Origin of the sequence: Streptomyces paradoxus, assembly GCF_014202475.1 — a bacterium.
GTDB lineage: Bacteria > Actinomycetota > Actinomycetes > Streptomycetales > Streptomycetaceae > Streptomyces > Streptomyces paradoxus.
The window spans coordinates 65299-88446 of sequence record NZ_JACHGV010000009.1; the positions used below are offsets into that span (position 1 = coordinate 65299).

At 71.3% G+C, this 23148-nt stretch carries 19 protein-coding genes; 2 read left to right on the top strand and 17 right to left on the bottom strand.

Annotated elements, in window-relative coordinates; genetic code table 11:
* Window positions 1-210: 210 nt before the first annotated feature.
* Window positions 211-1365, bottom strand: coding sequence for a right-handed parallel beta-helix repeat-containing protein (locus tag HNR57_RS27250; protein WP_184563887.1), 1155 nt, complete (start codon window positions 1363-1365; stop codon window positions 211-213).
* Between the two features lie 250 nt (window positions 1366-1615).
* Here HNR57_RS27250 and HNR57_RS27255 point away from each other — a divergent pair, with 250 nt between their 5' ends.
* On the top strand, window positions 1616-3832 hold the full coding sequence (locus HNR57_RS27255; protein WP_184563890.1) for a glycoside hydrolase family 43 protein: 2217 nt from the start codon (window positions 1616-1618) through the stop codon (window positions 3830-3832).
* A gap of 3 nt (window positions 3833-3835) precedes the next feature.
* Here the strand turns inward: HNR57_RS27255 and HNR57_RS27260 are convergent, their stop codons facing one another.
* The 16 genes from HNR57_RS27260 to HNR57_RS27335 form a co-directional block, all read right to left on the bottom strand.
* Window positions 3836-4993 carry a dienelactone hydrolase family protein gene (locus tag HNR57_RS27260; RefSeq protein ID WP_184563892.1) on the bottom strand — a complete coding sequence of 386 codons (1158 nt, stop codon included), beginning with the start codon at window positions 4991-4993 and terminating at the stop codon, window positions 3836-3838.
* A 159-nt stretch (window positions 4994-5152) separates the two neighbouring features.
* The gene (locus HNR57_RS27265) at window positions 5153-6274 is read right to left on the bottom strand and encodes a pectinesterase family protein (protein WP_184563894.1); all 1122 of its coding nucleotides are present in this window, start codon (window positions 6272-6274) and stop codon (window positions 5153-5155) included.
* A 112-nt stretch (window positions 6275-6386) separates the two neighbouring features.
* Entirely contained in the window at window positions 6387-7697 is a 1311-nt protein-coding gene (locus HNR57_RS27270; RefSeq protein WP_184563896.1) for a pectate lyase family protein, read from the bottom strand.
* 33 nt (window positions 7698-7730) lie between these two features.
* Window positions 7731-8522, bottom strand: a complete 792-nt coding sequence (locus HNR57_RS27275) for a rhamnogalacturonan acetylesterase (protein WP_184563898.1) — start codon at window positions 8520-8522, stop codon at window positions 7731-7733.
* A gap of 122 nt (window positions 8523-8644) precedes the next feature.
* On the bottom strand, window positions 8645-10006 hold the full coding sequence (locus tag HNR57_RS27280) for an ABC transporter substrate-binding protein (protein WP_184563900.1): 1362 nt from the start codon (window positions 10004-10006) through the stop codon (window positions 8645-8647).
* 49 nt (window positions 10007-10055) lie between these two features.
* Entirely contained in the window at window positions 10056-12047 is a 1992-nt protein-coding gene (locus HNR57_RS27285) for a pectinesterase family protein (RefSeq protein WP_184563902.1), read from the bottom strand.
* Window positions 12048-12080: 33 nt separating this feature from the next.
* A complete protein-coding gene (locus tag HNR57_RS27290) occupies window positions 12081-13589 on the bottom strand; it encodes a glycoside hydrolase family 43 protein (RefSeq protein ID WP_184563904.1) in 1509 nt (502 codons plus the stop codon).
* Window positions 13586-14431, bottom strand: a complete 846-nt coding sequence (locus tag HNR57_RS27295; RefSeq protein ID WP_184563906.1) for a DUF6807 domain-containing protein — start codon at window positions 14429-14431, stop codon at window positions 13586-13588. Before HNR57_RS27295 ends, HNR57_RS27290 begins: the two co-directional genes overlap by 4 nt.
* Window positions 14428-15591 carry a Gfo/Idh/MocA family protein gene (locus tag HNR57_RS27300; RefSeq protein ID WP_184563908.1) on the bottom strand — a complete coding sequence of 388 codons (1164 nt, stop codon included), beginning with the start codon at window positions 15589-15591 and terminating at the stop codon, window positions 14428-14430. The genes HNR57_RS27295 and HNR57_RS27300 overlap by 4 nt, the downstream gene beginning before the upstream one ends.
* 20 nt (window positions 15592-15611) lie before the next feature.
* On the bottom strand, window positions 15612-15758 hold the full coding sequence (locus tag HNR57_RS27305) for a hypothetical protein (protein ID WP_184564467.1): 147 nt from the start codon (window positions 15756-15758) through the stop codon (window positions 15612-15614).
* Window positions 15755-16651 carry a carbohydrate ABC transporter permease gene (locus tag HNR57_RS27310; protein WP_184563910.1) on the bottom strand — a complete coding sequence of 299 codons (897 nt, stop codon included), beginning with the start codon at window positions 16649-16651 and terminating at the stop codon, window positions 15755-15757. The genes HNR57_RS27305 and HNR57_RS27310 overlap by 4 nt, the downstream gene beginning before the upstream one ends.
* Entirely contained in the window at window positions 16648-17583 is a 936-nt protein-coding gene (locus HNR57_RS27315; protein ID WP_184563912.1) for a carbohydrate ABC transporter permease, read from the bottom strand. The genes HNR57_RS27310 and HNR57_RS27315 overlap by 4 nt, the downstream gene beginning before the upstream one ends.
* A gap of 165 nt (window positions 17584-17748) precedes the next feature.
* Window positions 17749-19479 (bottom strand): L-arabinonate dehydratase, encoded by a 1731-nt coding sequence (gene araD, locus HNR57_RS27320; RefSeq protein ID WP_184563914.1) that lies wholly within the window; start codon window positions 19477-19479, stop codon window positions 17749-17751.
* Window positions 19476-20387, bottom strand: a complete 912-nt coding sequence (locus tag HNR57_RS27325) for a dihydrodipicolinate synthase family protein (protein ID WP_184563916.1) — start codon at window positions 20385-20387, stop codon at window positions 19476-19478. Before HNR57_RS27325 ends, araD begins: the two co-directional genes overlap by 4 nt.
* Window positions 20384-21043: a GntR family transcriptional regulator gene (locus HNR57_RS27330; RefSeq protein ID WP_184563918.1), complete on the bottom strand. Its 660-nt coding sequence runs from the start codon at window positions 21041-21043 to the stop codon at window positions 20384-20386. Before HNR57_RS27330 ends, HNR57_RS27325 begins: the two co-directional genes overlap by 4 nt.
* 151 nt (window positions 21044-21194) lie before the next feature.
* Window positions 21195-21794, bottom strand: a complete 600-nt coding sequence (locus tag HNR57_RS27335) for a TIGR03086 family metal-binding protein (protein WP_184563920.1) — start codon at window positions 21792-21794, stop codon at window positions 21195-21197.
* 130 nt (window positions 21795-21924) lie between these two features.
* On the opposite strand from HNR57_RS27335, the gene HNR57_RS27340 reads away from it, so the two are divergent.
* Window positions 21925-23139: an MFS transporter gene (locus tag HNR57_RS27340; RefSeq protein WP_184563922.1), complete on the top strand. Its 1215-nt coding sequence runs from the start codon at window positions 21925-21927 to the stop codon at window positions 23137-23139.
* The last annotated feature ends 9 nt before the right edge of the window (window positions 23140-23148 follow it).

A 23148-nucleotide genomic window follows, 5' to 3' on the forward strand; every position in this document is an offset into this window, starting at 1 on the left:
CCCTGTGACTCCGGTTGGCCCTGGTCCCCCCTTGGGCCCAACCGGAACGCCGGGTGTCCGGCCCCCCAGTCGGACGTCCCGGCACCTCGGCCCTCCGGAGCCCCCCTCCGGACGGCCGGACGGTACCGGTCTAGCCCCCCTCGGCCGGCCGGCAGGACGCCCCCGTCGCTTCGCACCGACGGGGGCGTCGCCGTAGGGGCGGGAGCGGGCTCAGTCCATCGTCGAGCCGATGGTCGTGGAGCCGGTCGTCAGGAACGTCGTCCTGGGCAGGGATCCGTCCGCCCGGCGGGCTCCGTACGCGCCGGCCGCGTCCGTGGACCGGAAGGACGGGGTGGTGATGCCGCTGTCCCAGGTGTTGCCGGCGGAGGCCGCCGAGGGGCCGAGCTTCGCCGCTCCGCCTTTGTCGCCGGCGGCGAGGTTCCCGCCGAGGCGGGCGGTGCCGGTGGCGAAGGAGAAGCCCCTCCCGGCGTTGGCGTAGGCGGTGTTGCGGTTCAGGGCGACGGCGCCGGTGTTGGAGTTCTCGGTGAAGCCGTGCCGCGTGTTGCCCCAGGCCGCGTTGCCGGTGACGACGTGGGCGACGGACGCGCCCCCGCCGCCCAGCTCGAAGCCGTTGCCGTTGCCGTCGAAGGCCGTGTCCTTCCAGCGGTTCCCGCCGTTGCCGAAGGCCCAGGAGTGCTCGATGGTCACCGGCGAGGAGAACTGCCACAGGTCGAGGCCGTCGTCGGCGTTGCCGTACAGCCGGGCTCCGGTGATCCTGTTCCCGGTTCCCGAACCGAACTTGACCGCGATGCCGTCGGCGTTGCGTCCGTGGCCGGCCGGGTCGTGGTTGCCGTGGCTGTCCAGGTTCTGCACGAGGTTGCCGGTGGTGCCGTCGCCGCGCAGGGTGAAGCCGGAGTCGCCGTTGTCCGCGGTGACCAGGTTCCTGAAGACCCCGCCGACCGAGGACGTGGCGACGAATCCCTGGGCCGGGGAGTTGACGAAGGCCAGGTCCTGGACGGTCCAGTGGTCACCGGCGATCGCGGCCAGCCAGGAGCCCGGGGGCAGTCGGGACCCGTCGATCCGCACCTTCTCCCCGCCGTACGCCCGCAGGGTGATGGGCGCGGAAGCGGTGCCGTTCGCGCTGGACTTCAGGGTGGCGGACGGGTGGTAGGTGCCGCCGCGGACCTGGATCACGGTGCCGGCCGTGGCGTTCCGCACGGCCTCTTCGAGCTGGGCAGCGGTGGAGACGGTGACCGTAGTCGAGGCGGCCCGTGCGCCGCCGGTCGTCAGACCCAGGTAGACGCCGCCGGCCCCGGCGGCACAGGCCACGGCCGCGGCGATGGAGAGCGTACGGGTGCTGCGGTGGCGTCCGGTGCTCGGCGGCACGGAGCGTTCCTTTCCTGGGGGGCCGGGGACGGAAAACGGTTCGGGGGGGCCCGCTCCCACCCGTTTCCCGTCCACCAGTCGCCGCCGCGCCGGAAAGGGTTGCCGCCGTCACGTGCACCGGGGGCGCCGACGTTCCGAAAGTTTCGGAAACCACCGGCCGCACGCCGACCCGTTGACGCCCTGCGTCCCTCCGGTGAAACTCCGAGGGCCGCTATCCAACAGAATCCCCCACACTCCGACAGGAAGTGTCATGCGCCCCCGCATCGCCCGCACCCTCCTGCTGCCTTTCCTGGCCCTGACCGGCCTCCTCCTGACCCTCGTCACGGCACCGCCCAGCACCGCAGACCCCGGAGCCCCACCCGTGAAGCACAGCACGTACGCCGGCTATCTCTTCGCCTACTTCACCGGTGAGGGCACCGCCGACGGCGAGCAGATCCGCTACGCCCTCAGCCGCGGCAACGACCCGCTGCACTGGCGTGAGCTGAACGCCGGGAAACCGGTACTGACCTCCACGATCGGCGAGAAGGGCCTGCGCGACCCGTTCGTCATCCGCTCCCCCAAGGGCGACAAGTTCTACCTGATCGCCACCGACCTGCGGATGTACCAGAACTCCAGCGGCAGCTGGGACCAGGTCCAGCGGCACGGCAGCAAGTCGATCATGGTCTGGGAGTCCACCGACCTGGTCCACTGGACCGACCAGCGTCTGGTGAAGGTCTCCCCGGACAACGCGGGCAACACCTGGGCCCCGGAGGCCTACTGGGACGACAAGCTCGGTCGGTACGTCGTCTTCTGGGCGTCGAAGCTGTACGCGGACGACGACCCGGACCACAAGGGCGACACGTACAACAAGATGCTGTACGCGACGACGAAGGACTTCCGCACCTTCAGCGAGCCGAAGGTCTGGAACGACCCGGGTTACTCGGTGATCGACTCGACGGTGGTCAAGTACCAGGACGAGTACTACCGATACACCAAGGACGAGCGGGACCCCGGCTCCTCCAGCCCCTGCTCGAAGTTCATCACCGGGGAGAAGTCCACCTCCCTGACCTCGACGAAGTACGAGTTCGTGGCCGACTGCATCGGCAAGGGCGCGATGGACCGCGGTGAGGGCCCGACGGTGTTCAAGTCGAACACCGAGAAGAAGTGGTACCTGTTCATCGACGAGTACGGCGGCCGCGGCTACCTCCCCTTCGAGACCACCGATCTCGCCTCCGGCAAGTGGACGCCGTCCACGGACTACCAGCTTCCGGCGAGCCCCCGGCACGGCACGGTCCTGCCGGTGACGCAGCGGGAGTACGACCGCCTGCTGGCGGCCTACCCAGCCACCCCCACCTCGGTCGTGGACGCGACGGCGAAGCACCAGAAGGGGTACGCGATCGTCACGGACAGCGCCTCGAAGGTCGTCCTGCCGATGCGGCCCGACGCCGACCTGCGCGGCCTCGCCCCGAAGCTGTGGGCCGGTGAGGGAGCCGAGCTGAGCCCCAGGTCCGGCACCCGCCGCGACTTCCGCACGCCGCAGAAGTACACGGTCACGGCGGCCGACGGCACCAAGCGCACCTGGACGGTCGAGGCGGTCCGGACCCGCAGCCCGCTCCTGCCCGGCCTCAACGCCGATCCGGACGTGCGGTACCTGAACGGCAGGTACTGGATCTACCCGACGACGGACGGCTTCCCCGGCTGGAGCGGCACCCAGTTCAAGGCGTACTCCTCGAAGGACTTGGTCAACTGGACAGACCACGGCGTCATCCTCGACCTCGGGCCGGACGTCACCTGGGCCGACAAGAACGCCTGGGCTCCCGCGATCGCCGAGCGGGACGGCAAGTACTACTTCTACTTCTGCGCCGAACAGCAGATCGGCGTGGCGGTCGCGGACTCCCCCGCCGGCCCCTTCAGGGACGCGCTCGGCAAGCCCCTGGTCGCCAAGGGCGGTTCGCTGAAGGGCCAGATGATCGACCCGGCGGTCTTCACGGACGACGACGGCCAGGCCTACCTGTACTGGGGCAACGGCCACGGGTACGTCGTGCCGCTGAACGACGACATGGTGTCCTTCGACGCATCGAAGGTGCGGGACATCACCCCGGACAACTTCCGCGAGGGCTCCTTCGTGATCAAGCGGAAGGGCACGTACTACTTCATGTGGTCGGAGGACGACACCCGCAGCGAGAACTACCACGTGGCGTACGCGACGGGGCCGTCCCCGCTCGGCCCGTGGACCAAGCGCGGGACGATCCTTCAGAAGCGGCCCGAGTACGGCATCCTCGGCACCGGTCACCACTCGGTGGTGAACACCCCCGGCACCGACGACTGGTACGCCGTGTACCACCGCTTCGCCCTCAACGGGCCCGGCCGGCCCGGCGGCGACGGCATGCACCGGGAGACGACCGTCGACCGCATGGAGTTCGCGGCCGACGGCAGCATCAAGCCGGTGGTGCCGACGCTGGAGGGCATCAAGCCGGTGCGGCGGTAGGTCTCACAGGACGTCGTCGAGCCAGCTGACGACCTCGTCCTGCATGGGTGCGGTGAAGACGTGGCCGAGCTCCGGCCACGTCTTCGTCCGTATCCGATCCTCGGCCTGGTGCGAGCGCCAGACGGCACGCAGCTTGCCGTAGGCGACCCGCACGCCCTCGGCCGGGAACAGTGTGTCGAGTCCGCCGTCGAAGAACAGCATCGGCCTGGGCGCGGCGATGCTCGCCACGTCCGGGATGTCGAGGTGCCGGGCGAGGCCGGGGTGGAGCATGCAGTACGCCGACTGCCCGCGCAGGGTGTTGTTGCCGGGCACCATCATCTCCTTCAGGCCGGTCATCCAGCAGACGCTCGCGGCGGCGGCCACGTGGTCGCTGAGGGCGGCGGTCTGCCAGGCGCGGTAGGCGCCCATGGAGAAGCCGACGGCCGCGACCCGCCGGGCGTCCACCCGGTCCAGCCCCGCCAGGAAGGCGGCGGCCCGCTGGTCCTCCCTGGCCATGAGCCCGGCGAGCGAGGAGCCGAGGTTGAGGAAGTTCGCGGCCAGCGCCTGCTGCTGCTCGTGGGCGAGGGGCCCGCGGTCGCCCCATCCGAGGGCGTCCAGGCAGAGCACCACGTAGCCCCGCCGGGCCAGTTCGTCGCCGACGAACCGTCCGCCGAAGTACTTGTCCGCCCAAGCGCGGGCGGTGGCGAGACGGGTGTCGTCGTACCAGGGCCGGACGAGTTTCTCCTTGCCGATGTCGAACCGGGAGCCGTGGTCGTGCAGGAGCAGCACCGCGGGGAAGGGCCCGCGGCCGTGCGGGGTGAGCAGGGCGCCGCGGACCCGTTCGTAGCGGGTGAGGGAGACGGTCACCAGCTCGCGGGTGCAGTCCGGTGTCCAGGACCGGCCGGTGAACTCCGGTGCGTACGGCGTCCCGTCCTGCCGCTCGACGAGGAGGTGCTCCTCGACGGTGGCGCGGGCGGCCCGCCGCCAGGCGCGGTGGTCCCGGACCGGGGAGCGGCCCCAGGCCAGCGGGAAGGTCAGGGCGTCTTTGAGCGCCGGGTGGAAATCGGGCAGCGGACCGTCCACGACCGCCGCCCGTGCCCCGCTCACCGCTCCCCCGCCCAGCAGCGCGGCCCCCGCCCCGGCCACGAACGTCCGTCGCCCCAGCGCGTCATGGGCCTCCATGCGGCCTCCCCGTTCCGGCGTGCCGCAGTACGTACCGCTCGACGGCGGGGCCGGCCGAGGCCCAGCCGGTGGGGGTGCGGCCGGCAGGGGCGCGTTCGGCGGCGGAGGCCGGGTGCGGCCGGCCAGAGCAGGCAGAGGCCGAGGAGGAGCACGGCGGCCCTACGCATACGGCCGCCAGTCGCCGAGGTAGGCCTGCCTGGTGTGGGCCCGGGCCTGCGCGCGGCTCAGCCGGGGCCGGTTGCCGGGGACGTGCACCACCGCGCCCGGCCCCGTGTTGCGGTACTCGGCGAAGCGCTGGTTCTGCCACGGGTGGGAGTCGGACATGTTGGCGTAGGGCGCGACCGCGTCGATGCCCGGCCCGAGCCGGGTGTCCCGCACGGTGAGCATGGGGCGGGCGGTGGTGTCGGAGCTGGGCACCCAGGGCCGGGCCAGCTTGTAGTAGCCGTCGGGGGCCTCGCTGCTGACGCGGCTGCGGGTCACCAGGTAGCCGAGCGGATTGGCGCCGGCGGTCGACGGCGCGAAGACGAATCCGTAGGGGGCGCCGGCCAGGTCGGTCCGGGACAGGGTCCGGAAGTGGCACCGGTCGAACACGGCGGTCGCCCGACCGAAGACGAAGTCGACGTCACCCTCGGCGTAGCAGTGGGTGAAGTACTGGCGGGCGAAGGTGCCGAGGGCCATGGAGTCGGCGTACAGGGTGTCCTGGTGGCCGAGGAAGCGGCAGTGGTGGAAGGCGGAGCGGTCGCCCTGGACCTTGAGGGCGACGGCCTGGGTGCCGGTGGTCCCGGGGTGGTCGGCGCGCAGCCAGTCGTTGGCGAAGGTGATCCAGCGGGCGGTGAACCCGTCGGCCTGGACGGTGGTGGTGGCCGAGCCGGTGGTGCCGTGGGTGCCGCCGCCGGGCTTGGGCGTTCCGGCCGCGTTGCCGTACACGATCACGACGTCACAGGGGTCCTCGCTCGCCCCGATCCAGGTCATCCCGGTACGGCCGGGGGCGACGGCGACGGTCTGCCGGTAGACGCCCGGCGCGATGACCAGCGTGTATCCACTGCCGTCGGCGGCGGCCACGGCATCGCGGACCGTGGTGAAGTCACCGGCTCCGTCCGGGTGGACGTACAGGGTCCGGGGATCGCGGCGCGCGGCGGGCGATCCGTACCGGCCGAACGGCCGCGGCCGGGTGCCGGCCCGCGCGGGGCCGGGGGCGAGGCCGAGGAGGGTGCCCGCCGCGGCGCTCGCGGCGAGGAACCCCCGGCGGGAGACGGGGGAAGGGTCGGGCTGCGAGAGCATGCGGCTGCTCCTTCGCGGTGCGGCGGGTGCGGGGTGGGAGGTGGCCGGGGCGGGCGCACCCCGGGGCGGGGGTGCGATGCGGGCCGCCCCGGCCGGTTGGGGGCGGTTCGGGTCAGCAGAGGCGGCCGGCGCCCGCCCGGGCGTCGACGATGCCCGGGACGGCCTTCGCCGGGTCGACGTCCGTGCGCAGGGCCGGCGTCCAGCCGGCGCCCGACTGGAGCGTCTCCCCGGGGATCTCCGCGTTGTGCACGGCGATCAGGTCGACCGCCTTGCCGTTGACGATGTTGGAACCCGCGGTGACCGGCGCCTCGTTCCACTTCTTGAGGATCTTCGCCGGGCTGATGCCCTGCGCCAGCGTGAACGCGTTGTGCTCGGCGACGAGCCGGGACTCCTTGCCGATGCCGTAGACGTAGCCCCACTTCTGGCCCTTGGCGACCACGAAATGGTTGTTGTACGAGTCGACCTGCCCGAACCGCACCCGCGGCGCCCGCTCGACGATGCCCTCGAAGCGGTTGTGGTGCAGCGTGACCTTCAGCTTCCCCGTGTCGTCGGCGGTGGCGCTGTCGCTGTTGCCGATCAGCATGGTCTTGTCGTGGTCCTTGAACGCGTTCCAGGACACGGTGACGTGGTCGGAACCGCGCACGACGTCGAGCAGCCCGTCGTGCTGCTGGTAGGTCTTGCCGAAGTAGGACGGCAGCGAGCTGTCGGGGTAGCGGCCGTCGGTCAGCGTGTTGTGGTCGACCCACACGTGTGTGGAGCCGTAGACCACGATCCCGTCGTACTCGCTGTTCCAGGCGCCGGTCTTGTTGTCGTCGGTGGGGTCCCACTGCGGGAAGCAGTCGATCGGCGCCTCGAAGGCGAGGTTGCGGACGATGACGTTGTCGACACCCCTGATCTGCAGGCTGCCGCCGCGGATCCCGGAGCCCTTCCCGACGCCCACGATGGTGGTGTTGGCGGGCACGCTCGCCTTGATGGTCTTGTCCTGCGCGGCGGCGGACGCGGCCCGCAGGTCCTCCTGCTCACCACTGACCGGCTTGTCGTGGCCCCAGACGGCGGGGTCGTAGGCGGCGAGGTACTTCCGGAAGTCGTACCCCTCGGCCGCGAACGCGTCGCAGCCCTGGGATACGGCGTCGATGACGCCCTTGACCTTGATGATCCTGGGTGCGGTCCCGCCGTCCTTCAGGGCGGCCCGGAACTGCTCCCAGGTGGTGACGGTGTAGACGTGCTGCGCGTCGGCCGCCGCTCCGCCGGTGGTGCCGGTGCCGTGGGAGCCCCATCCGTCGCCGGCGCCGAGGGTCTGGCGGGCGATGTCCCGGGGCTGGGCCTGGGCGCCGGTGCCGCTCAGGGACAGCACGAGCGCGGTGCAGCCGATGAGCAGGGCGGCTCTCGCAATGGCATGATCATGACACTTTTGAGCGTTCATGGTGCGGCTCTCTTCCTTCTTCGTCGGGGGGTGTTACGCGGCGGGTTCCGGCCAGGTGATCCAGGACTCGGGAATCCGCTCGTCCAGCCGCCGCACATCACGCGGCCCGAGCACCCGGGTGCGCAGCAGCTCCCGCGCCACGAGCCGGGCCACCTCGATGGCCCCGGGCGGGTTGAAGTGCGTGTTGTCCTGCTCGGCCGCCGTCCAGTTGAAGTATTTCTTGGTCTCCTCGACCCCGAGCCGCTGCCACAGGGCGAGCGACAGCGCCTGGATGTCCAGCAGCGCGACCCGCTCCTCGGCGGCGAGGGCCCGCATGGCCGCCGGGTACTCCCCGTGCGTCGGCAGGGCCTTCCCGGCGGCGTCGAACCGCCGGCGCTCCACGCAGGTGGCGAGCACGGGCCGCGCTCCACGCGCCCGGGCGCCGTCGAGGTACATCCGCAGATACTCCTGATACGTCGACCAGGGCTCGGTGTACCGGGCGGGGTCTTCCCGCTTCTCGTCGTTGTGACCGAACTGCACGAGCAGCAGGTCCCCGGGCCGGATCGCGGACAGGATCCCCTTCAGCCGCCCCTCGTCGACGAAACTCTTCGAACTCCGCCCGTTCACGGCGTGATTGGAGACGGCGAGCCGCGAGGACTGCAGAAAGAAGGGAATGGCCATCCCCCACCCGGTCTCGGGCGCGGTATTGGCGTGCTTCTGCGCGGCGGTGGAATCACCGGCGACGTAGAGGGTGCGACGATTTCCGGCATGAGCGGTACCGGCCACGGAGAACGCCAACGGCACAGCGGCCGCAGCAACAGCAACTTGTCTACGACTGAGAGACACGCGGAGTTCCTTTCAGCGAATGGGGGTTGTGCAACTCACCAAGGGGCGCGGGGAACTGCGCGACAAGCCAGGGACGGCCCGCAGCCTGCGAACCACGGGCCGCCCCGCGGCGAAATCCAGAACTACCCGTTCTGCTGGTTCCATTCCTCCTGAGCCGCATTCAGCTGATCGGCCATCGTGTCCAGAAATTCCTTCGCACTCATCTTCCCGAGCAGCACCTTCTGGAAATTCGGCTCGTTATCCGCCTTGGAGATCGTGTTCCAGTCCGGCAGGTAGTACGGCAGCTGCACGATCGTCGTCGACCCGTCCGACAACGCGTCGGCGGCCAGCTTCGTGGGCTCGGCCTTCGAGATCCACGCGTCCTTCGCCGCGTCGGTGTTCGACGGCACCTGCCCCGCCGCCTCGTTGAACTTCGAGTTCTCCGCCCTGGACGTGGCGAACTCGATGAACTTCCAGGCGGCGTCCTTGTTCTTGCCGCTCTTGAACAGCCCCAGCCCGTCGACCGGGTTGGACACCTGCACCCGCTTTCCGGAGGCACCGACCGGCTGCGGAATGCCCCGGAACTTCTCGGGCCCGAGCGCCTTCACGTGGTCCTGGTACGACCCCAGGTTGTGGTTCAGCATTCCGATGGTGCCGGAATCCCACTGCGCGACCATCTTGGTGAAGTCGTTGTTGAGGTCGGCGGCCGGGGTGACCTTCTTGTACAGCGCCGCGTACTTCTCCAGCGCCGCCACGTTCTTGGGGTCGTTGACCGTGGTCTTGTCACCACTGGCGTCCCAGAACGAGGTGATGCCGGACTGCCCGTACATGGCGTCCAGTGCCTGGGCGATGGAACCCGCACCACCGCGGATGGTGTAGCCGAACTCGTTCTTGCCCGCGTTCGTCAGCTTCTTCGCGGCCGCGTAGAAGCGGTCCCACGTGGTGGGCTCCTGGAGGCCCGCCTTCTTGAACAGATCGGTGCGGTAGTACAGCACACCGTTGTTCGCGGAGGTCGGGATCGAGTACAGCTTGTCGTCCCCGCCGCCGGCGGCCTTCAGCGACTCGACCATGTCCTTGTTGAGCTTGCCGTTCAGCGACGACTTGCCGAGTCGCTCGTCGAGCGGCTCCAGCGCGCCCTGGGCGGCGAACCCCGCGAGCATCGCCGCGCCCACGCCACCGACGTCCGGCAGGCCGCCGCCCTGGAGGGCGGTGTCGACCTTCGACTGGTACTCGGTCGAGGCGATCCCGACGTAGTCGACCTCGATGTCCGGGTTGGCCTTCTCGAAGTCGGCGATGACCTCCTTCCAGATCTCGGTGCGGACACCGCCGTTGTTGTCCCAGAAGACGATCTTGCCCTTGCCGCTTCCGTCGGCGCCCTTGTCACCGCCCGCTCCGCTGCCGTCGTCGCCGCAGGCGGTCGCGGTCAGCGCGAGCACGGCCCCGAGGGCGACGGCGGCCGAGGTCCGGCGCCCGCCTCTGCTGCTGGTGCGATTGCTGATCTTCATTGGTCGGCTCTCTTCTTCTGGATCCTGCGGAACTTGAGGATGTGGAGGGTCAGTGACGGGTGTGCGGCGCCCAGCCGTCGGTGCCCGCCAGGTAGGCGGTGACCGTGTGGGAGCGCGCGTCCCGGTCGCTCATCTGCGGACGGTCGGCGGTGACCGTCGCGCCCGGGCCGTGATTGCGGTGTTCGGTGAACCGTGCGTCCTTCCACGAGAACCCGCTCATGTCCGTCCACGGCGAGGACTTGACCGCGGCGGGCAGCAGGGTGTCCCGGATCAGCACCTGGGCGACCGCGTCGGGTTCGCCGCCCGGGTGCCAGGGCCGGCCCAGGTGGTAGGTACCGGCGGGGGCGTCGCTGACGACCTTCGACCTGGTGATCAGGAACCCGTACGGGTTGCCCTTCCACGTCGAAGCCGCCGTGATGTAGCCGTTGTTGGAGTCCGAGCCGCGGCTCAGGGCCCGGATCACCGACCGCTCGATCACCGTCGTGGCCCGTCCGTAGACGAAGTCGACGTCGCCCTCGATGTAGGAGTCGCGGACGTAGACCCGGCTGACGGTGGTCAGCTTGGGGCTGTCGGTCATGAGGGTGTCCTGGTTGCCGAGGAACGCGGTGTCCTCGAAGACGATCCGGTCGCCGGTCGTCTTCATCGCCAGGGCCTGCTCGCCCTTCAGCTCGTGCGCGGCCTCGTCGAAGTCGTTGCCGAAGGTGAGGTTGCGTGCGGTGACGTCGTTCGCGGCGATCCGGACGGTGGCGCTCCCCGTCGACCCGCCGTACTCGGCCGGGGTGTCGAAGACGATGACGGTGTCGGAGCGGTCCCGCCCGGTGCCGCGCAGCACGATGTTCGGCTTGCTCGCGGGGATGAACACCTTCTCGCGGTAGGTGCCCGGCGCGACGGCGATGGTCAGCGGGGTGTCGTTGCCCTCGGGGACGGCGTCCACGGCGGCCTGCACGGTCGGGTGGTCGCCCGGGACGTGCAGCGTGACCGGCCCGCCGATCCGCCGCTGCGGCCCGGAGAACCGCTTCACCAGCGCGGGCACCGCCGCGGCCGGGTCAAGCCGGTAGGAGTAGAACTGCCGCGGGTCGAACGCCGTGCCCCACGCGTCGTGCCTTCCCGTCGTGTTGCGCAGGATCGACCCGCGCTGCACCAGCTCCGCCGTCGCGTCGGCCTGGTAGGGGTGCTGGACGCCGTCGTAGAAGCTGTTCTCGATGACCATCTTCGTCCTGCCGCGCGACCAGTTGCCGTACGTCCAGACCGGGTCGCCGTCGGACAGCTGCCCGGACAGGTAGTTGTTGTAGAGGTGCGCGTAGGCGCAGTTGTCGGCGGACGGGTTGCGCTGCTTGGTACCGCGGAACCAGTTGTGGTCGACGGTGATCTGCGTCGTGACGTTCGGGGTCCAGCCGATGCCGAAGGTCTTGTTGTTGTCCGTGAACTGGTTGTAGGACACGGTGACGTACTCGCTGTCCTTGCGGATGTCGAGCTGCCCGTCGCAGATCCGCGAGAACCGTATGTGGTCGATCCACACGTGGTGGGCGGTGTCCAGGCGGATGCCGTCGTAGTCGGTGTCCTTGCAGTCCCAGTTGCCCTCGACGGCCGTGTCGCGGATGGTCAGGTTGCGGATGACGACGTTGTGCGTGCCGGGGTCGAGGGTGAATCCGCCGTGCACGATCTCGGCGGTGTCGCTCACGCCGATGATGGTCTTGTCCGAGGCGACGGGTATCTCCCGGCCGAAGGGCTCCATCTCCAGGGTGCCCTTGACGCGGATGACGTACGGCTCCTCGGCCGCCGCGTACTTCGCCAGGGCGGCCTGGTCGGTGACGGTGACGACCTTGCCGCCCGCCCCGCCCGTGGTGCCGCCGGCGAGGGAGGCGAAGCCGTGCGGCCGGTCGGTCCAGCGGTCCGCGGCGGGCCCGGGTTTCGCCGGGGGCGCAGCGTGGGCGTCCCCGAGCGCCCCGAGGCTGAGCGCGGCGACGAGGCCGAGCACGACGGCCAGGACCGTGCCGGGCCGCCCCGGTCTCGACAAGCGCTTGCTACGGAGGTGCGTCATTGCGGCTCCCAACAGGCTTACGACAGGGGTGTGTTACGAGGAGCTGATCCGGAACCGGGTGAATACCGCCGCTCCGGCATGCCCCTGGCCGGCGGGCGCGAGGGCGAAGAGGCCGAGCAGTGCGCCGACCCAGCGCCACGGGGTGGCGGTGAAGACGGGACCGGACGGCCGGAAGCCGTCGCCGACGTCGGCGGAGAAGCGGCAGCGGGCGCCCGCGCCGATCTCGATCCGCATCCGGACCCGGCCCTCCGGGGCGAGCCGGGGGTGGGCGGCGTCGCGTTCGCCCTCCGCCACGGCCTCGGCGAACCGGTGCACGAGGTGGACCGTGCCGTCCGTGCCGCGCTGGAGTCCGATCCAGCCGAACGCGTCCCCGAGGACCGCGAGCCCGGCCCGGGCCCCGGGCTCATCGCTGTCCAGACGCAGCTCCACTTCGGCGGTGCAGGGTGCGCCGGGCAGCCGCTGGGTCAGCACGTGGGGCAGTTTCCGCAGGTCGTGGGCGTCGGGCGAGCGGACGCAGGTCAGCCGCAGTCCGTCCCCGGAGTGCTGGGTGGCCCAGCCGTCCTGCGGGTTGGCCGTCCACTGCCATTGGCGGCCGTGCCGTCCGCCGGGGAAGTCGTCGTCGGTGGCGGGCGCGGCGGGCGGCTGCGGCGGCAGGCCGGGGCGGCGGTGCTCGGCGACGGGGGCGCCGTCGTCCCCGAGCACCGGCCACTCGTCCGGGCCCCAGCGCATCGGCTGGAGATGGACGACCCGGCCGTAGGCGCCGCGCTGCTGGAAGTGCAGGAACCAGTCCTCACCCGAGGGGGTGCGCACCCAGCCGCCCTGGTGGGGGCCGTTGACGTCGGTGTCCTTCTGCTCCAGGACGACGCGCTCCTCGTACGGCCCGAAGAAGCCGCGCGAGCGGAAGGCGCCCTGCCAGCCGGTCTCGACGCCGCCGGCGGGGGCGAGGATCCAGAACCAGCCGTCGTGCCGGTAGAGCTTGGGGCCTTCGAGGGTGAACCAGCCGGGTATGCGGTCCCCGTCGACGATCACCTTTCCCTCGTCGAGGAGGCCGGTGCCGTCGGGGCGCATCCGGTGGCCGGTGAGGCGGTTCTTGACGCCGGAGCGGGACTTGGCCCAGGCGTGGACCAGGTAGGCCTCGCCGGTCTCCTCGTCCCACAGGGGGCACGGGTCGATCAGTCCCTTGCCCGCCTTCACCAGGTGCGGGCGGGTCCAGGGGCCGCGCACGGCCGGGGCGTTGACCTGGAAGATGCCCTGGTCGGGGTCGCCCCAGAAGATCCAGAAGCGTTCGTCGTGATATCGGAACGAGGGGGCCCAGACGCCGCAGTCGTGACGGGGGGTCGCGAACTCCTCGGCCGGTTCCAGGCGGTCCAGGGCGTGGCCGACCAGGGTCCAGTGGACCAGGTCGCGGGAGTGCAGCAGCGGCAGGCCTGGGGCGCGGCCGAAGCTGGAGGCGGTCAGGTAGAAGTCGTCGCCGACCCGGACGACGTCCGGATCGGACCAGTCGGCGTTCAGGATCGGATTGCGGTAGGTCCCGGAGGTCACGGGCTCACCGCCTTGCGGACGAGGGACGCGGCGGCGTCCCGGTCCAGACGGCCGTCGGCGACGACCGTGACGACCCGCCGCACGACGGTCTCGCCCGGCGGGACGGGCACCCGTTCGTCGTACGCCAGGGAGGAGCCGACGCCGGGGTACTCCTCGGTGCGCACGAACCACGGGTCGCGGCGGGTCCGTTCGGTGGCGCCGGCGAAGACCAGCGTCCAGGTGGCGCCCCGCAGGGCGAGCCAGTCGGCGGGGCGGCCGTGGACCTTCTCCTCGCCGTCGGCACCGGCCGTGAAGACCTCCGGCGCGGAGGGCTCCTTGCGGGCCCGCCAGAAAAAGCCGCCGTAGGCGGCGCCCGGGCGCCCGTTGGTCGCGGGGCTGCCGATCGACAGCGGGCTCCGGGTGACGTTGGTGAGGGAGAACGTGAGGTCCAGCGCCCAGGCCCGGTCGGTGAGTTCGGTGGCCGCGACCGTACGGCGTTCGCGCAGCAGCTCGCCGCCCGCGCTCACCCAGCGCAGCTCCTCCACGAAGCCGTCCGGGTCGCGCAGCTGGAAGGCGATGTGCCGCTGCGAGCCGTGGTTGTCGAGCTCGGTGGGGCCCTGGTCACGGACGTAGGTGCGCCCGCCCCAGAAGTTGAACCCCTCGACGTCGGGAACGGCGACACCGACGCCGAGGTGGTGTGTGTGGTCGGCCGGGGCGAGTTCGGTCACGGCCGTGCCGGCCAGGGTGGTGACGGGGTGCAGATAGGGGCGCGGTGAGAGCCGTGCCGGCAGCTCGGGCCGGGTGACGTACCGGCCGACCGGCCGGCCCGCGACGCGCAGGACCGCGGTGTCGTTGCTGGTCATCGGGTGCTCACCTCGTTCGACGGGTGTGCCCAGGGGGCGCCGAGTTCGGAGTAGAGGGCGAGGGTGTCGGCGGCGGCCGCGACGAGTCCGTCGATGCCCGGCACGACACGGCGGTTCTCGCCGGGGACGCGGTGCCAGGCGGTGTCCGGGAGCGGAGCCGGGTCGGGAGCGGTGCGGACGGCCTCGACGACCTTCATGAAGGCGCCGGTCTCGTCCGGCGGGACGAGCAGGTCCGCGCCGGTGGTGAGGTGGTCGACGAGGTTCTCCAGCAGGTCGGTGCGGCCGTGCTCGGACTCCTCCGGGCCGTGCCCCGCGCGCTGGAGCAGCACGCGGTCCTGCTTGTACCAGAAGGTGATCCGGCCACTGCTGCCGTGCACCAGCACGTACGGCTCGTCCGCCTCCTCGGCGCACAGGGTCGCGGCGACGGTGACCGGGTGGCCCTGCGCGGTGGTGATCCGGACGCAGGAGGTGTCGTCGGACTCGATGGCGTTGGCGCGCAGCAGCTCGGTCTCGATGCCGGTGACGTCCTCGGCGCGGGTGCTGCCGCCCAGGGCGAGGGCGGTGGCGACGGCGTGGGCGAGGGGGTTGGTCAGTGCCCCGTCGATCACGTCGACGCCGTTCATCCGCCGTTTGCCCGCCCAGGGCGCCCGCCGGAAATAGTCCTCGTCGCGCACCCAGGCACCGGCGCCGCCGAGGCCGACGAGCTTGCCGATCGCGCCCTTCTCGATCAGCTCGCGGACGGCCGTCAGGGCGTGCGAGCCCAGCGACTGGAAGCCGATCTGGCAGACGGCCCCGGCCGCGGCGACCCCGTCGGCCATCCGGCGGAACTCGGCGTAGGAGGGGGCGGGTGGCTTCTCCAGGAGGAGGTGCACCCCCCGCTCGGCCGCCGTGAGGGCGAGGTCGGTGTGGGTCGGGATCGGGGTGCAGATCACCGCGACCCGGGCGCCGGTGGCGTCCAGCAGGGCGCCGAAGTCGGCGGACTGCTCGGGGGTGCCCAGGTCGCCCAGTTCCTCCTCGGTCAGCGGCGTCAGCTCGCAGATCCCGACGAGCCGGACGATGCCCTTCTGCTGCAGACGGCGGATGTTCTCCACGTGCCAGCGGCCATGACCGCGGGCACCGGCGAGGACGACGGGCAGGGGCGTGCTCAGGGGTTCGCTCATGGGATCGATCATGCGACCGGTCACGGCATCCTCCCCGCGCCCGCGCCGCGGGCCACCGCCCGGTCGGCCTCCCGGCCACTGTCGATCCGCCCGTGCAGGGTGGGCGTCCAGCCGACGTCGGCCACGCCCAGCAAGGAGCAGGCGACGGCGAGTTGCCTCGGCCTCATCCCTTCACCGCCCCCGCGCTGAACCCGGTGATCAGCCACTTCTGGATGAAGGCGAACACGATCACGACCGGCACGGCCGCGATGATGCCGCCCGCGGCGAGCGCGCCCAGGTCGACGCTGTCGGCGCTCATCAGGGAGTTGAGGCCGACGGGGATCGTCTGCTTGTCCTGGTTGTTCAGGAACATCAGGGCGAACAGGAAGTGGTTCCAGGAGTGGACGAAGGCGAACGAGCCGACGGCGATCAGACCGGGCCGCAGCAGCGGCAGCACCACGATCCGGAAGGCCGTCATGCGGTTGCAGCCGTCGACCCAGGCCGCCTCCTCCAGGGAGTACGGCACGTTCTTGATGAAATTGCTGATCAGGATCATCGACAGCGGCAGCTGGAAGACCGTCTCGGCGAGGATGACACTGCCCAGCGAGTTGATCATCTGCAGTTCGGCGAAGATCTCGAACAGCGGCACCAGCAGCAGCGCGCCCGGCACGAACTGGGAGCACAGCAGGGCCAGCATGAACGCCCGCTTGACCTTGAAGTCGAACCGGGCGAGGGCGTAGCCGCCGGCCAGCGCGACGAGCGTCGTCATGAGCAGGGTGGCGATGCCGACGAGCACGCTGTTGGTGAAGTAGGTGCCGAAGCTGCGGTCCGTCCAGACCTTCTCGAAGTGGTCGAAGGTCATCGGCCAGGGCATGAGCGAGGTCGAGCCGGCCGGGCGCAGCGAGAAGAGCAGGATCCAGTAGAAGGGGATGAGGGTGAAGATCAGGTAGATGCCCAGGGGCAGGTAGATCTGCCAGCGGGGTGCCTCGTCCCAGGCGCGGTCCTTCTTCACGGGCCGGGCCGGTCCGGGGGTGGCGCGCACGGGAGCGGGCGCCGTCTTGGTGGCTTCCTTGACGCTCACTTGCTCTCGCCTCCGAACTTGCTCAGCCGCAGGTAGACCATCGAGCAGAAGAGCAGGATCACGAACGCCACCGTGGTCAGGGCCGACGCGTAGCCGAAGTTGTGGGCGTCGACGGATGTGTTGGCGATGTACAGCGGCAGCGTGGTCGTCTCGCCCGCGGGGCCGCCGCCGGTCAGGGTGTAGAGCAGGTCGACGTTGTTGAATTCCCAGACCGCGCGCAGCAGCGTGGACAGGATGATGGCGTCCTTCAGATGCGGCAGCGTGATGTGCCAGAACTGCTTGATGCGGCTGGCGCCGTCGACCTCGGCGGCCTCGTACAGGTCCTTCGAGACGGACTGGAGGTCGGCCAGGATGAGGATCGCGAAGAACGGTACCCCGCGCCACAGGTCGGCCACGACCGCCGCCGGGAACACCGTGGAGGTGTCCGACAGCCAGCTGGTGCCGTAGGAGCCGATGCCGATGTCCGCGAGGTAACGGGTGATGCCGGTCTGGGAGTTGTAGAGCAGCACCCAGATCGCGGAGGTCAGCACGCCGGAGACGGCCCACGGGGAGAAGACCAGGGCGCGTCCCAGGCCCCGGCCCACGAAGGTCTGGTTGACGATCAGGGCGAGCGCGAGGCCGAACAGCAGCTGCAGGCCGACCTCGACGAAGACCCACTTGGCGCTGAAGACCAGCGTGTCCCAGAAGACGGGGTCCTTGGTGAAGGCGTGGACGAAGTTGTCGAATCCCGCGTAGCCGTTCCGCCATGGCTTGGTGGGGTTGTAGTTCTGCAGGCTGTAGTAGAAGACGCTGATGACCGGGTAGGCGATGAAGCCCAGCATCAGCAGGGCGGCCGGTGCGATCAGCAGGTACGGGAGCCTGCGCGGCGTGGCGGAGGCCCGGCGCCGCCGGGGTGGCGCGGGCGGTTTCGCCACGGCTGCGGCTTGGGCCATGACTGTTCTCCGTTCTCAGTACGTCGTGGTACGTCGTGCTTCGGTGCGCTCGCGGGAAGCGCTTTCTCCCCGGGCAGGGTCGTGCCGGGTCGTGCTGAGTAGCGCGGTGGTGCCGTCGTGCGGTGGCGCGTGGCCGGTGCGGTGGCGCGTGGCCGGTGCGGTGGTTCAGCTCGCGTACGGGTCGGCGACCCGGCCCGGACGGGCGAGGAACTCGAAGTCGCAGCCGGTGTCGGCCTGCGTGATCTGCTCGTTGTAGAGCGCGCCGTAGCCGCGCTCGTACCGGGCGGGCGGAGGCGTCCAGTCGGCCCTGCGCCGCTGAAGCTCCTCGTCGTCGACGTTGAGGTGGAGGGTCCGGGCCTCGACGTCCAGGGTGATCGAGTCACCGCTGCGGACCAGGGCCAGCGGCCCGCCGACGTACGACTCGGGCGCGATGTGCAGGGCGCACGCGCCGTAGCTCGTGCCGCTCATCCGGGCGTCGGAGATCCGGACCATGTCCCGTACCCCCTGCTTCAGCAGACGGTCGGGGATCGGCAGCATGCCGTACTCGGGCATGCCCGGGCCGCCCTTGGGACCCGAGTTGCGCAGCACCAGCACGCTGTCGGCGGTGATGTCCAGCCCGGGGTCGTTGATCGTGCGCTGCATGGTCCTGTAGTCGTCGAAGACGACCGCGGGACCGGTGTGCTTGAGCAGCTGCGGCTCGGCGGCGATGTGCTTGATGACCGCGCCGTCGGGGCAGAGGTTGCCGCGCAGCACGGCGACCCCGCCCTCGGCGGCGACCGGGTTCTCACGGGTACGGATGACGTCGTCGTCGTGGACTACGGCGCCCTCGATCTGCTCACCCAGGGTGCCGTTGACGGTGGGCCGGTCCAGGTGCAGCAGGTCGGTGATCCGTGAGAGGAAAGCGGGCAGACCGCCGGCGAAGTGGAAGTCCTCCATGAGGTACGTCCGTCCGCCGGGCCGGACGTTGGCGAGCACCGGCACGGTGCGGGCGACGCGGTCGAAGTCGTCGAGGGTGAGTTCGACCCGGCAGCGCCCCGCCATCGCGATCAGGTGGATCACGGCGTTGGTGGAGCCGCCGAGCCCGAGCACCGTGGTGACGGCGTCCTCGAAGGCCTCGCGGGTGAGGATCCGGGACGGCTTGAGCGCGGTCCAGGCGAGCTCCACGGCACGGCGCCCCGAGGCGGCGGCCATCCGCTCGTGCCCGGAGTCGACGGCCGGGATCGAGGAGGCGCCCGGCAGCGTCATACCGAGGGCTTCCGCCGCCGCGGTCATCGTCGACGCCGTCCCCATGGTCATGCAGTGACCGGGCGACCGGGCCAGCCCGCCCTGCAGCTCCCTCAGTTCACAGTCGGTCAGGTTGCCCGCGCGGTGCTCGTCCCAGTACTTCCACATGTCGGTGCCCGACCCGAGGGTCTCCCCGCGCCAGTGTCCCGGCAGCATCGGCCCCGCGGGCACGAAGACCGACGGTACGTCGGCCGAGGCCGCGCCCATGAGCAGCGCGGGCGTCGACTTGTCGCAGCCGCCGAGCAGCACCGCCGCGTCGACCGGGTATGACCGCAGCAGCTCCTCCGTCTCCATCGCGAGCAGGTTGCGGTAGAGCATCGGGGTCGGCTTCTGGTAGGTCTCCGACAGCGTGGCGACCGGGAACTCCAGCGGGAAGCCGCCGGCCTGCCACACCCCCCGCTTGACCGCCTCGGCGCGCTCGCGCAGATGAACGTGGCAGGGGTTGATGTCGGACCAGGTGTTCAGGACGGCGATCACCGGGCGGCCCCGGTACTCCTCCGCCTCGTAACCGAGCTGGCGCATCCGGGCGTTGTGCGACCAGGTGCGCAGCTGCCCCTCGACGCCGTACCACTGGTGGCTCCGGAGCTCCTCGGGACGCAGTCGCCCGGTCATAGCGACCACCCCGCGGCGATCGCGGCGACCTCGGCCCGCTCGCTCTCGGGCAGCGGCTTGCTCGGCGGACGGACCTCGCGCCGGCACAGCCCGAGGGAGGCGAGGGCTTCCTTGACGACGGTGACGTTGTTGGCGGAGCCGCTGTCGGCACGCAGCTCCTCGAAGCGGCGGATCTGCTCCCAGACCTTCATCGCGGCCCGGTAGTCGCCGGAGCGCAGCGCCTCGATCATGTTCAGCGAGACGGCCGGGGCGACGTTCACCAGCCCGGAGGTGAAGCCGGTGGCACCGGCGGAGAAGTATGAGGGGGCGTACGGCTCGGCGAGCCCGGCCACCCACACGAACCGCTCAAGCCCCGCGTCCCGGGCGAAGGCGGCGAACCTGGCCGCGTCGGGGACGGCGTACTTCACGCCGATGACGTTCGGGCAGGCGTCGGCGAGTTCGGCGAGCCGGGCACCGGTGAGCTGCGCGTTGCGGATGTACGGCACGACGCCCAGCTCGGGCACGGCCTCGGCGATGGCGCGGTGGTAGTCGACCCAGCCGGCCTGCGAGACGTACGGGTGGACGGGCTGGTGGACCATCACCATTTGGGCGCCGAGCTCCCGGGCGTGCCGGGCGGAGGCGACGGCGGTGGGGACGTCGTGTCCGACGCCGACCAGGACGACGGCCCGCTCGCCGGCCTCGTCGATCGTCAGCTCCGTGACGAGCCGGCGCTCTTCGGGGGTCAGGGCGTAGAACTCGCCGGTGTTGCCGTTCGGGGTGAGGGTGGTGATGCCGCCGTCGAGCAGACGGCGCAGCAGGGCCCGGTGGGTGTCCTGCGCGACGGAGCCGTCCTCGGCGAACGGGGTCACCGGGATCGCCACCACGTCGGCCAGGGCCGCCCGCTGGGTCTCGAACGCCACGCTGCTCATTCCTGACCTTCCTGTTCCAGTCCTGCCTCGGGGAAAGCGCGCTGCACGAAGGACGCGATGTGGGCGTGCAGGGCACGTGCCGCGCCGTCGGCGTCGCCGTCGAGGGCGAGCCGGAGGATGTCCCGGTGCTCGCCGGCCTCCCGTTCCCAGGAGGGCGAGGCGGCCCAGGCGACGGCGGAGACCAGGGCGGCCTGGTCGCGGACCTCGTCGAGCATCCGGCCGAGCAGCGGGTTACCGCACGGCAGGTACAGGGCGCGGTGGAACTCCCGGTTGGCGAGGGAGCGTTCGGCGGTGTCGGTGGCGGCGTCGGCCCGGGTCAGCGCCTCGCGGGCGGCGTCCAGGGAGGCGCCGCGCTGCACGGCGCGCCGCAGCGCCTCCGGCTCCAGCAGCAGCCGTACGTCGTAGACCTCGCGCGCCATGTCCGCGTCCACCAGGCGCACGGTGACGCCCTTGTACTGGCTCATCACGACCAGCCCGGTCCCGGCGAGGGTCTTGAGCGCCTCGCGCACCGGCGTCTTCGACACGCCGAACTGCGCGGCGAGCTCGGTCTCGACCAGCGCCTGTCCCGGCGTCAACTGCCCGGTGAGGATGCGGTGTTTGATCCCCTCCAGCACGTACTGCGTGCGGGAGGGGATCGGCGTGGGCACAGAGGTCATGCGCGCCTCTCGGATCTCGCGTCTCGGTGGAGATCGCGTATCGGATCTCGCGTATCGCGTCTCATATATGACGTACGAAGTACGACGCGATGACGGTAGGAGGGCGCGTTCTCCGCGTCAATGCTTCCGGCAAAGAAACTGCAATCGCTTTCTACGGCTGGGGCGCCCACTCCGGGTCCCGCCCGCTGAGCCCCACCGCCCGGGCCAGCAGGGATGCCTCCGGCCCGACCGTGACGACGGGGCCGAAGATGGCTCCGCGGCCGGGGTCGTCGACGCTCGCAGCGAGGAAGGCGTGGCAGGTCTCCAGCGCGGCCGGGTCGGGGTCGTACCCCTGACCGCTGGCGCGGGCCAGGTCCCAGCCGTGGATCACCAGTTCGTCGGTGGCGACGAGCCCCGCGACCTCACCGGGCAGGTCCACGCCGCCGGCGCGGGTCATGCCGGTCCACGCGGCCGGGTCGCGCCAGGCCTCGGCCAGTTCGGCGAGGACCTTGGGCAGCTCCTCGCGCCAGCCGGGACCGATGTCCGGGAGCGCGGAATCGGGGCTGGTGTCGGTGGTGACGCCCAGGTCCTTGCGGCCGGCGTCGCGGAAGGCGACGGCCAGGCCCGCCAGGTGGCCGAGCAGATGGCGCACCTCGTACTCGGGGCAGGGCGTCGGGCCGGCCAGTTGCTCGTCGGTGACGCCGGCGACGAGCCGCGCCAGTTCCTGTGCCTGGGGTCCGAGGTCGAGGGTCGTACGGGTCGTGTCGGTCATGCGTGCTCCTCAGCGGTGTCGTCCTGGGAGGTAGACCGGCACCGGCCGCGGAACTCATCGTCCCGCCCGGCCGCTTCTAGGGAACCTGCCCGATCCGCTCCCCCGGTCCTCAGCCGCACGATGACCGGGCATGACGACCAAGACGACCTGGCCGCTCGGACGCGTCCTGCGCGACCGTGACGCCGGACTCTGCCTCGCGGGCGTGGTGGTCTCCGGCTTCGGCACCTCCGCCCTGTGGCTGGCCTCGGGCGTGTGGGTCAAGGACCTCACCGGCTCGGACGGCCTGGCCGCGCTGTGCATGCTCGCCATGTGGCTGCCGGTCCTGGCCGGGCCGCTGCTGGGCACGCTCGCCGACCGGGGCCGCCGCAAGCCGCTGCTGATCGGCGTGAACGTGCTGCTGGGGAGCCTGCTGCTCACCCTGGTCGCCGTCGACTCCCCGGGCGAGCTGTGGCTGCTGTACGCGGTGCTGTTCGTGTACGGGGCGGCGGGAGTCGTCCACGACGCGGCCGAGTCGGCGCTGGTCGCGACCGCCGTCGGCCCGTCCCTGCTGGGCGACTTCAACGGCCTGCGCATGACGGCGGCCGAGGGCATGAAGCTGCTGGCCCCGCTGGCGGGCGCGGGCCTGTACGCGGCGTACGGCGGCGTGAATGTCGCCCTCCTGGACGCGGCGACGTTCGTGCTGGCCACAGGCCTGTACGCGGCACTGCGGGTGCGGGAGGACAAGCCCACCCGGACCGAGGACGGCCGCCGACGGCGGACGGCCGAGGGCGTACGCCACCTGTGGGCGCACCCCGTGCTGCGCCCCCTGGTCCTGGCGGGCGGCGCCACCATGCTGTGCGCCGGCCTGAACGGCGCGCTGGTCTACGCCGTCGTCGACGGCCTCGGGCACTCCCCCGCGTACGCCGGTGTCCTGTACGCCGTGCAGGGCGCCGGGTCGGTCGCGGTGGGGCTGCTGTCCGGCGCCGCCCTGCGCCGGCTGGGGGCACGGCGCTTCGGGGCGTACGGCATCGCCCTGCTGGCGCTCGCGGTGGCCCTGCGGGCGGTGCCGTCGGACCCGGTGGCACTGGTATGCAGCGCGGCGATCGGCGCGGGGCTGCCCGCCGTGCTGATCGCCACGCTGACGTCCGTACAGCGCGAGACGCCCGGTGCGCTGCTGGGCCGGGTCACGGCCACGGCCAACACCCTGGTGTTCGCACCGAACGCGGTCGGGCTGGCCGCCGGGGCGGCCCTCGTCGAGGTGGTGGGCCACCGGCCGGTACTGGTGGCCCTGGGGGTGGCCCTGCTGGTGACGGCGGCGGCGCTGTGCGCTCCCCCGGCCGGGGCCGAAGCCGTCCCCGGCCGGTGACGGCCGTCC

Excerpts from the sequence above, each read along its gene's own strand:
- HNR57_RS27255 (WP_184563890.1), top strand. The coding sequence starts at position 1,616 with ATGCGCCCCCGCATCGCCCGCACCCTCCTGCTGCCTTTCCTGGCCCTG.
- HNR57_RS27260 (WP_184563892.1), bottom strand. The coding sequence starts at position 4,993 with ATGGAGGCCCATGACGCGCTGGGGCGACGGACGTTCGTGGCCGGGGCG.
- HNR57_RS27265 (WP_184563894.1), bottom strand. The coding sequence starts at position 6,274 with ATGCTCTCGCAGCCCGACCCTTCCCCCGTCTCCCGCCGGGGGTTCCTC.
- HNR57_RS27270 (WP_184563896.1), bottom strand. The coding sequence starts at position 7,697 with ATGAACGCTCAAAAGTGTCATGATCATGCCATTGCGAGAGCCGCCCTG.
- HNR57_RS27280 (WP_184563900.1), bottom strand. The coding sequence starts at position 10,006 with ATGAAGATCAGCAATCGCACCAGCAGCAGAGGCGGGCGCCGGACCTCG.
- HNR57_RS27285 (WP_184563902.1), bottom strand. The coding sequence starts at position 12,047 with ATGACGCACCTCCGTAGCAAGCGCTTGTCGAGACCGGGGCGGCCCGGC.
- HNR57_RS27295 (WP_184563906.1), bottom strand. The coding sequence starts at position 14,431 with ATGACCAGCAACGACACCGCGGTCCTGCGCGTCGCGGGCCGGCCGGTC.
- HNR57_RS27300 (WP_184563908.1), bottom strand. The coding sequence starts at position 15,591 with ATGAGCGAACCCCTGAGCACGCCCCTGCCCGTCGTCCTCGCCGGTGCC.
- HNR57_RS27305 (WP_184564467.1), bottom strand. The coding sequence starts at position 15,758 with ATGAGGCCGAGGCAACTCGCCGTCGCCTGCTCCTTGCTGGGCGTGGCC.
- HNR57_RS27315 (WP_184563912.1), bottom strand. The coding sequence starts at position 17,583 with ATGGCCCAAGCCGCAGCCGTGGCGAAACCGCCCGCGCCACCCCGGCGG.
- araD (WP_184563914.1), bottom strand. The coding sequence starts at position 19,479 with ATGACCGGGCGACTGCGTCCCGAGGAGCTCCGGAGCCACCAGTGGTAC.
- HNR57_RS27325 (WP_184563916.1), bottom strand. The coding sequence starts at position 20,387 with ATGAGCAGCGTGGCGTTCGAGACCCAGCGGGCGGCCCTGGCCGACGTG.
- HNR57_RS27330 (WP_184563918.1), bottom strand. The coding sequence starts at position 21,043 with ATGACCTCTGTGCCCACGCCGATCCCCTCCCGCACGCAGTACGTGCTG.
- HNR57_RS27335 (WP_184563920.1), bottom strand. The coding sequence starts at position 21,794 with ATGACCGACACGACCCGTACGACCCTCGACCTCGGACCCCAGGCACAG.
- HNR57_RS27340 (WP_184563922.1), top strand. The coding sequence starts at position 21,925 with ATGACGACCAAGACGACCTGGCCGCTCGGACGCGTCCTGCGCGACCGT.